The sequence below is a fragment of the Mesorhizobium sp. genome, assembly GCF_024509055.1.
Lineage (GTDB): Bacteria > Pseudomonadota > Alphaproteobacteria > Rhizobiales > Rhizobiaceae > Mesorhizobium.
Genome location: NZ_JANINM010000011.1, coordinates 1 through 7567, shown reverse-complemented (window position 1 = coordinate 7567; position 7567 = coordinate 1). Strand labels below are relative to the sequence as shown.

General features: G+C 64.4%; 7 protein-coding genes. 4 read left to right on the top strand and 3 right to left on the bottom strand.

The window, feature by feature from the left end; genetic code table 11:
* A partial coding sequence (locus tag Q0L57_RS00850) for a hypothetical protein (protein ID WP_296736439.1) occupies nt 1-936 on the top strand: 936 nt, incomplete at its 5' end.
* Between the two features lie 167 nt (nt 937-1103).
* Nucleotides 1104-2768, top strand: a complete 1665-nt coding sequence (locus Q0L57_RS00845) for an acyl-CoA synthetase (protein ID WP_296736437.1) — start codon at nt 1104-1106, stop codon at nt 2766-2768.
* Between the two features lie 25 nt (nt 2769-2793).
* Here Q0L57_RS00845 and Q0L57_RS00840 read toward each other — a convergent pair whose 3' ends face one another.
* Nucleotides 2794-4218, bottom strand: coding sequence for a hypothetical protein (locus Q0L57_RS00840; protein ID WP_296736435.1), 1425 nt, complete (start codon nt 4216-4218; stop codon nt 2794-2796).
* 398 nt (nt 4219-4616) lie between these two features.
* Between Q0L57_RS00840 and Q0L57_RS00835 the strand changes: the two genes are divergently transcribed.
* Both Q0L57_RS00835 and Q0L57_RS00830 read left to right on the top strand, forming a co-directional pair.
* On the top strand, nt 4617-5510 hold the full coding sequence (locus Q0L57_RS00835; protein WP_296736442.1) for a hypothetical protein: 894 nt from the start codon (nt 4617-4619) through the stop codon (nt 5508-5510).
* A gap of 81 nt (nt 5511-5591) precedes the next feature.
* The gene (locus Q0L57_RS00830; RefSeq protein ID WP_296736434.1) at nt 5592-6167 is read left to right on the top strand and encodes a flagellar basal body-associated protein FliL; all 576 of its coding nucleotides are present in this window, start codon (nt 5592-5594) and stop codon (nt 6165-6167) included.
* A gap of 138 nt (nt 6168-6305) precedes the next feature.
* On the opposite strand, the gene Q0L57_RS00825 is transcribed toward Q0L57_RS00830, so the two are convergent.
* Together Q0L57_RS00825 and Q0L57_RS00820 are read right to left on the bottom strand one after the other, a co-directional pair.
* On the bottom strand, nt 6306-6815 hold the full coding sequence (locus Q0L57_RS00825; protein ID WP_296736440.1) for a DUF2306 domain-containing protein: 510 nt from the start codon (nt 6813-6815) through the stop codon (nt 6306-6308).
* A gap of 339 nt (nt 6816-7154) precedes the next feature.
* A partial coding sequence (locus Q0L57_RS00820; RefSeq protein ID WP_296736432.1) for an ATP-binding cassette domain-containing protein occupies nt 7155-7567 on the bottom strand: 413 nt, incomplete at its 5' end.

The window sequence follows — 7567 nt, the reverse complement described above, 5'->3', positions numbered from 1 at the left end:
ATGGATTTCAGCACAGGCCACGGCTACTTGCTCATCGGCGGCCTCATCCTGGTCGGCACGGGACTGCTGATCCTGTCGCTGGTCGTCAATCTGGGCGTGGCCCGCAGCGTGCGTGACGAGGAGCGGCATCGCGAAAAGCTGCTGGAATATTACCGCAACATCTTCTCGCAACTCGGCGTCATCCTGATCGGCATCGGCGTCTCGCTGTTCATCTTCTTCTTCCAGCAGAACTACCAAGACCAACGCAAACACGAGACGGAGCTGCAGCAGGTGCTCGCCAAGCTCGCGGCGCGTATTGCGCGCGGCGCGCCCGTCGTCGCGTCGCTCAGCGAGTTCGACGAGTTGCTGGACGATGGCGGCCCTTATGTCAGTCCGGACCTCGGCGGCAAGAACGCCGCCGTCAGCGCGCAGGGAAGCGAGCTCGGCAAGCAGGTCGGCAAAATCCTCCTGGTCCAGCGCGACATCGACGTCCGGGACTTCGATATGCTGAACCTGTCGCGTGATTTCGAATCCTCGTTCGTCGTCAACGAGCTCGATCCCAAGCTTTGGTTCAACATCGTGCGCGACGAGAGCGAGATCAAATACGCCACCACGCAGCTCGTGCTCGACTACAGGGACCTGCAGGACGCGATCGGCGGCGAGCCGGTCGAGGCCGCGGTCGCCACTCCGGAGAAAGAGCGCAAGATCAAGCAGAAAGTGCTCGACATCTTCTACGATGCCGATCTCCTGCGACTGCGCAGCAGGGAATTCCTCGGCCGTGCGTGCTGGCTGTTCGGCCAGGGGCACGGTTTCGTCAGCGTCGCGCCGGCGGATGCTATCGAAGCCGACGCCAAGTCGCACCAGGAGTGGCTCGACCGGTCGAAACCCCTGCTGTCGCAGACAAGGTTAGGCAGCAGCGATTGCTTCAAGCTGCTCCACTACGGCCAGGCGTACTGAGCTGTTAACGAGCCGGCGGCGAAGCCCCTGCCCCATGCCTGGACCCAACACTCCCACCACCTTGCGCGGCAATTGGCCTTTGCGGCAATCGACCTGTGCACCGATTTCAGGCAATCTCCCGCCGATGCCCGCCAGGCGGAGGTGGCGCGGTTCGAGGGAGGAATGCCATGACCAGGACGCCAGCGGTGGCAGGGCTGCAGCGCTATGACGACGTCGTTGCTCACTTCCGCATCGAGGACGAGGTCGCCAGGCTTCATGGCGATCCGGCGACCGGCGTCAACGCCTATGTCGAATGCTGCGGCCGCTATGCGGGCCAGAACCGGCTGGCGCTGCGCGCGATCTCGGCCAAAGGCGATCTCAGGGAGTATAGTTTCGACGACCTTGCCGACATGTCGGGCCGCGTCGGCAACTTCTTGAAGGACCTCGGCGTCCGTCCCGGCGACGTCGTGGCCGGCATGCTGCCGCGCATTCCGGAGCTGGTGGCGCTGGTCCTCGGGACATGGCGCATCGGCGCGGTCTACCAGCCGTTGTTCACCGCCTTCGGGCCGAAGGCGATCGAGCATCGGCTGGGCTACAGCAAGGCGAAGCTGGTGGTGACCAACCCAGCAAACCGCGGCAAGCTGGACGAAGTGGAGAACCATCCGCGCGTTGCCATCGTCCTCGGCGCCGGCGATGCCCCGCCCGCCGGCGACATCGATTTCCGTGCCGCCCTTGCCGCGGCCTCGCCGGACTGCGAGCCGGTGATGCGCAAAGGCGACGACCTGTTCATGATGATGTCGACCTCCGGCACGACGGGCCACGCCAAGGGCGTGCCGGTGCCGCTCGGCGCCCTGCTCGCCTTCGGCGCCTATATGCGCGACGCGATCGGGCTACGCGCCGACGACGTGTTCTGGAACATCGCCGATCCCGGCTGGGCCTACGGGCTCTATTACGGCATCACCGGGCCCCTGCTGCTCGGCGTCGCCACCACCTTCTACGAAGGCGCCTTCAACGCCAAATCGACCTACGAGATCATTGAACGTCTCGGCGTCACCAGCCTCGCCGGCTCGCCGACCGCCTTTCGCCTGCTGATGGCCGAAGGGTCGGAGGCCGCCGCCCGCGTCAAGGGCAGGCTGCGCGTGGTAAGCAGCGCCGGCGAGCCGCTCAACCCGGAAGTGATCCGCTGGTTCGACGCCCATCTCGCAGCGCCTATCCACGACCATTACGGCCAGACCGAGAACGGCATGATGGTGAACAACCATCACGGGCTTTCGCACACCGTGCGCGCGGGCTCGGCGGGGTTCCCGATGCCAGGCTACCGCATGGTTGTGCTGGACGAGGCGGGCAACGAGCTCGGCCCCAACCGGCCGGGCATACTTGCCGTCGATATCGCGCGGTCGCCGCTGCGCTGGTTCGGCGGCTACCACCAGGAGGACACACCGGCGATAGCGGGCGGCTACTACCGCACCGGCGACACGGTGGAATACGAGCCGGACGGCTCGGTCTCCTTCATCGGCCGCGCCGACGACGTCATCACCTCATCCGGCTACCGCATCGGCCCGTTCGATGTCGAAAGCGCGCTGATCGAGCATCCGGCAGTGAACGAGGCGGCGGTGGTCGGGGTGCCCGACCCGCAGCGCACCGAGATCGTCAAGGCCTTCGTGGTGCTGGCGCCCACCCACAATGGCAGCGACGAACTCGCCGAGGAGCTCGCCCAGCATGTCCGCAAGCGGCTCTCGGCGCATTCCTACCCGCGCGAGGTCGAGTTTGTCGCCGAGCTGCCGAAGACGCCGAGCGGCAAGATCCAGCGCTTCCTGTTGCGGAAGGCCGAGATCGAGAAGCGGAAGGGGTAAGCTTGCGCTACATCGGCGCGGCCCTTCAGCTTGCGTTGACGCGCAGGTTGCGGCGGGAAGAGCGTCGGCCCGTCGTGCGGACCGCCTCCTTGATAAGCCCGTTGGTCGCGACGGCAACCTCGTTGCGCGACCTCGCGTCCGTCACTCTCTGCAGCCGCTCGTAAGGCAACAGTTCCTTGATGCGGGCATTGAGGGCCTCGACTTCTGCGCGCAGATCCTCGCATTCCTGCCTCTGGACGTCGAACTGGATCTGCTCCGACGCCTGCTGCAGGGAGAGTTGCGAAAGATTGGTGCTGACAACCGAGAGGTTCCTCTTGTCGACCTCGCTCTCATGCTTGAGGACGGCGAACCTTTCTTCGGCAATCCGCCGTTCGGTCATCGCATCGCTCAGCTGCAGCTTGAGACCGGCGATCTCGGCCGTTGCCCCGTTCCTGTCGTCGGAGACCTGCGCCAACTGCGACCGAAGTTCTTCAATTTCGGCGTGCAACCCCCTCGCCTCCGCCTGAAACCGCGCCAGCTCGGCCGCGCGATCGCTTTCCCTGATACCGGCCGCCTCGGTCGTCTCGGCGAGTTTCGCCTGCGCCGTGTCCAGCGACTTCTGCAGCCGGGCTTGTTCCTTCTCTTGCCCGCCGAGCAGAGCCAGCAATTCGGCGACATGGGCGGTTTCGCTGGAGTGGGTTGCGGCGAACTCGTCCAAATTGTGCCGCGCCTCAGCTTCGTGCTTCTGCGCCTGCTCCAGGTCGATCGAAAGGCCGACCTGCTTTTCGCGCAACAGCTTGTTCTCGCTGGCCCGCCGGTCGGATTCGACCGTCTTGGCGACCAATGCCTTCGCAATCTCGCCGAAGTCGGCCTCGCGCCTTCCCCTCTCGTTCGCCGCTTCGACCAGCTCGAGCCGCACCGCGGCAAGCGCTTCGCGCAACGCCTCCCTGTCCTGGACAAGGCTCGCCTCGCGCTGTTGCCAGGCCTCCGCGGCGCCGTCCCGTTCGCGCTGCTTCCTGCCCGCGTCGAGCAGTTGTTCCGACATGATCTTGCGTTCGGCGGACAGGGCAGCGTTCGCGAGTTCCAGCTCATTGGCGCGCAACGTATCCCGCCGCAGGACATTCAGGACGTCGCCGGTCATCCTGTGCGCGGAAGCGATCTCCGCCAGCCGCATGCCGATCTCTTCCAGATGACCCTGTCCATCATGAAACAGGCCGGCGACCGCTTCCAGGGCCGCCAGTCTTGTCTGACTGTGCGGCGTGAGACGCGAGGCCATGGAGTCGGGCTGGCTTTCCTGTGGCGGGCCCTCGTCACTTGCGGCGAGTTCCTGGCCCGGCACCGGATCGTCACCGGATGGCGGCTGATTTTCAGCCGTAAGATAGTCCTCAAAGGCTTCCGCCAGATCCGATTGGAGTTCCTGAAACTCCTTGTCCACGTCTTCGGCGCGCTTGATCAGAGATTTCAAATTCATGACGCACTACCCCTTACGCTTACTGGTCGGTTTACTTAACCAATTCCTAATGTACTCCTTTGCGTCCCGAACGGGAAGCGCTTGCCGGTGAAAGCGCAATCAGGGTTATCGCGCGTTTTCGCCGACTTGCACGACGTTCCACCAGCGTTACCTGCGCCGAACGATATAAGTCCCGCACGGGCGTGCATTATCGGGAGGCGGCAGCAAAGCATCGGCATCGTTTGTTCGATGATTATTTTCGCGTGTCTGGAGATTGCCGACTCATGCCCGACGGCATCCGACGCCTTAATGATGCCGTCTCGCACCGGCTCCCTCCGGCTCCCTCGAAGCCAGGCCTTGCTTTCATCTGATTGTTGAGCATTGTCTTATCGGAGGACCGAAAGGCGAAAGGTGTCGTGATGCGGTTGATCTGGACATTCGTCTTCGCGCTGGCGAGCAGCGCTGTTTTCGCGGCCTCGCCCGAGGACGACTACATCGCGGCGCGCGACAAGGCGATTTCCGACATCGCCGCGCTGGAAAGCTCGAATGCCGCCGTGGAAACGCTCGACGCCACCAACACCAAGGCGCTGGCCGACCTGCAGGATCGCCTTGCCGCCGTGCTCGGCCCGCTCACGGTCAAGGATTTCCCGGCAACCGGCACGATGAATCTCCAAAGCCTCAGCGCCTCCGATATCGGCTTCGGCATGCTCGACGGCCTTCGATACGCCAAGACCGATGACGGCCCGAGCATCGTGGTTTCGACGCGTGGGCTTACCGAACGCTGGCTGCAATCCAAGTCCAACCAGGACGACGCCAGCCTGCAATTGCCGGCCGGCATCGAGGACGCGCTGAAGCTCGACGGCTTCTACACCCAGGCGATCGGCAGCGACGCCGCCTTCGTCAGGACGCTCGACTTCTCGGTGGGCAAGCCGGAAGGCGCCGACATCGCCATGGCACGGCTCGGCGGCTGGACGCAGGATGTCGGGCCGATCTACGACCAGCTGGTCGTCGTCACCGTGGTCAAGGGCGATCGCGTGATGATCGCCGAAGCGCCCGCCACACCGGCGGTCCCGAAGATCGCGGCCTGCGAGGCCGTGTGGAGCGCCGCGGACGCTGCGGCGCAGAAGTTCCAGGAAAGCTATCAGGGCTCGGACCTCAAGGACCAGCAGGCCTATGACTCCGCCAACGCCGCCTGGGAAAAAGGCGACGCGGACTATCGCACCTGCATGGCCGACCATCTGCCGGCCGACCCGGCCTTCGCGGCGCTGCTCAAGCAGGCGCAGGCGCTGGCCGACAGCATGGCGGGAAAATAGTCGGCCCTCTTTCCGTCGAATTGGTGGACCTGACTGCCAGACCTCGAAATCGCGAACGCTTTCCTGCCGGGAGGATTTGACATGACACGCCTTGTTCTTGCGGCGCTGTGGGTGATGGCGCTGGCGCTCTCCGCCCATGCCGGCTCCAAGGCCGGGCTTGCCGACACCACTGTGCTGATCGTGCGCCACGGCGAAAAGCCGGACAGCGGCACCGGCCTGTCGCCCGCAGGCGAGGCCCGCGCGAAGGCCTATGTCCGTTACTTCCAGCCGTTGAAGCTCGATGACGGCACCAGCTTCCGTCCCGACACGCTGGTGGCGACCGCCGATTCCGCAGACAGCGCACGCGAGCGGCTGACGCTGGCGCCGCTTGCCGAAGCGATGAAGCTCCCCATCGACCAGCGCTTCGCCGACAAGGACGTCAAGCCCCTGGTCAAGGCGCTGGAGAGCGAAAGCCACGGCAAGTCGATCCTGATCGCCTGGCACCATGGTGAATTGGGCAAGCTGATCAAGGCCTTCGGCGCCGATCCCAAGGCGCTGATGCCGAAGGGTGAGTGGCCGGACGACGTGTTCGACTGGGTGGTGGTGCTGCGCTTCGACCATGCCGGGCAACTGATCCCCGATTCTCCGCACATCATGGAAGAGAAGCTGCCGAGCTGAGGGCACCCTCCGGCGGCCTTTGCGTTACACCGACGTCGACCCGCCCGATGCCGACGTGACGCAAACGCGTCGACCTTCATCTCTGAAGAGGACGACGAAACTGCTTGCCGCCACACCTGCGATAGGCAGCCGCGGTTCCTATCTGGCCGGCGCGCCGGCCACCTTTTCACTGCCTCTCAGCAGAAAAATCTCGACGATCAGCAGATTCGGCACCCAGCACAGCCAGGCAATTGCCGGATAGGCTTCGGCAAATGAGATGCCTAGTGCGCCGCTCAGACCCAGATAGATGCGCAACGTGATCGCCGCAGCTGTCAGCGCATAGCTACGGATCATCCAGCGCCGATGCTGTGCCACGCGGCGGCGAAGGATGAAACTCACGGCGACCGCCGTCGTCACGACCCAGAAGCCGCCAAGCGCCAGAAAGCCGATGGCCGCAACTTTGCCGGTCTCGGCGTGGAGCGCGATGGGAATAGAAGCCACCCACGCGGTCAACACCGTGGCGGCATAAGTGCGGCCGAAGTAACGATGTAGCCACGGTCGGCGCAGACGAATACCTGGCAGGAATTGCCATGGCCCGACAAGGAGCGCGACCGACGCCGACACGGCGTGCAAGATCAGCGCGGTGCGATGGGTAACGAAATTCTCCACCAACGGAAAGGGGACGTCAGGCAGAAGCGAAGTGACGCCACGCCGATCACCATGGCTGAGACGGCAAGCGCGGCCCAGCCCGCGCGGCCGGCCAAGCTGGAGCTGTCTGTCACGGCATCCTCCACTGTATGCAATGGTTCAGCCCAAAGGCATGGCCGATCGCTTACGAGACCCGAACGGACGCTGCCACCGTTCTCTGCCATAGGGGTATAATATCTTTGGAACGAGAAAGGGCGCTCGAAAGGTTCTCTCAGGCAGTCTGGCCGAGAACATTCCAATCGACGACATTGTGACCGCCGTTGGCGGGCCGGTACCTTAGGCGAGGCGTGGTGGAAGATTCTACCCGCGCAACCCCGGCGCTTCCTGGCCGGTCCTCGCAACATATTCGGTGTAGCCGCCGCCGTAGGTGTGGATGCCGTCGGGGGTGAGCTCCAGCACGCGGTTGGAGAGCGCGGCCAGGAAATGGCGGTCGTGCGAGACGAAGAGCATCGTGCCTTCGTACTGCGCCAGCGCGTCGATCAGCATCTCCTTGGTGGCCATGTCGAGGTGGTTGGTCGGCTCGTCGAGCACCAGCAGATTGGGCGGATCGAACAGCATCAGCGCCATCACCAGGCGCGCCTTCTCGCCGCCCGACAGCACGCGGCATTTCTTCTCGATCTCGTCGCCGGAAAAGCCGAAGCAGCCGGCCAGCGCCCTGAGCGGCGCCTGGCCGGCCTGCGGGAAATTATCCTCCAGCGTCTGGAAGACGGTGC